Annotated in this window: 1 protein-coding gene; it reads right to left on the bottom strand. The window is 37.4% G+C overall.

Going from position 1 to position 1,520, the window contains the following annotated elements; genetic code table 11:
- Positions 1 to 83: 83 nt before the first annotated feature.
- Entirely contained in the window at positions 84 to 1,385 is a 1,302-nt protein-coding gene (locus RU93_RS11825) for an ISL3 family transposase (RefSeq protein WP_071875827.1), read from the bottom strand.
- Positions 1,386 to 1,520 lie beyond the last annotated feature (135 nt).

Below are 1,520 nucleotides of genomic sequence, written 5' to 3'. Positions count from 1 at the left end.
GGCTCTTTGTCAAATAGGACTGATGGCTCAATTATGGTACGTATCACAAGAAAAATATATTTCTTGTGATATGTACTTTTTTGTTATTTTATTTTGATTAACCCGTTCGTCAAGAAAATTCTGGTTCGCATATTGTCGTAAGATCTGAAGCCATAGGAAACTCGTTTTAATGTTTTGATGTGGGTATTCTTCGCTTCAATTTTTCCATTGGAATAAGGGTAAATAAGGCCATTTCGAATGCCTACTTCATGATTTTCTAGGTTTTGAATGGCATGTCGGAATTCGGGATTTAACTTGTCAGACATTGATCTAATGGTATCGAAAAATAAATCAGCATCCTTCTCTCTAAAAGCGTCTGTGATATTATGAAAAACCTGATACGCTTCTTTTAAAGGTTCAGAATAACTTAGAAGCCGATCAATGACCATGGCTTCTGTTAGATAAGGGTACTTAGGTGCTCGGAAGCTTCGCCATGTTTTATATTCCGAGATATCAATGTTTTGGCGGTTTTTTATCAATCGTTTCCAATTACTTTTTATTTTTCTCCCTCGAGTAGCAGATTGTCCCCCCTTTGAAATCAATCGCTTGGCTTCAAGGGCTCTGAAGCTATTAAACGCAGTATTAATATGTTTGATCACATGAAATCGATCAATAATTAATTTGGCATTTTTAAAAACCTTGGGAATCAGTTGATAGTAAGCAGCGTTCATGTCTGTCACAAGAAATTCTACCTCTTGCGCATAGGGACTGTGTTTGAAGTAATGAACCAAATTGTCTAGCCTGCGATCAGGCAGGACATCTACTAAGTCGCCTGTTTCACCATCCGCACAAATGAAACTCATATTTTCCTCTTTTTTTGCATGCGATCGAAATTCATCAACCATTAATACTTTTGGGAACGCTAATGTCTGTTTATTCGGAAGATACTTTTTGAATTGATGAAGCTCTCTGATGACGGTGTTACTTGAGACAAAGCACAATTCGGCAATTAACTTCATGGCAATTCTTTCTTTTAATAAGCGGGCAATCTCGAGTCGGATATGTCTGGAAATAAAGCAATTAGGCGCAACAAGGCTCGTTTGTGCCGTCCAATGATGATGACATTCACGACAGTAGTAGCGCTGTTTTGCGAGTTTCATGACGGTCGGAATATAATGAACAGCGGCTAAACGAATCGTCGTCACTTTCTTTCCATTCTTAACGAATTGATGGTTTCCGTTGGTGCCCATTTTAGTACAACCGCACTCGGGACATGAACGCATTTCGGGTGAAAGTGTCGCATGAACGACGTTAGTTAATTGTCCTTTTATTTCCTCCTCCGTTACATCTAAAAACGTAATATTTTTATCTTTAATCTGAAGCATTATTCTGATATGATTAAGCAAAGCATATCGTCCTCTCTTTAGGTATTTTGTGTCGTAACTTAATTCTAACAGAGAACGGTATGTTTTTTTATAGTAATCAAAAAATGGGCCTGAGAAATTATTTCTAATTTCATCAGTCCCATATATTATAGAGCC

Source organism: Enterococcus aquimarinus (genome assembly GCF_001885765.1).
Classification (GTDB): Bacteria; Bacillota; Bacilli; order Lactobacillales; family Enterococcaceae; genus Enterococcus_I; species Enterococcus_I aquimarinus.
The sequence above is the reverse complement of the archived record's forward strand: the minus strand, read 5'-3'. Positions and strand labels throughout refer to the sequence as shown.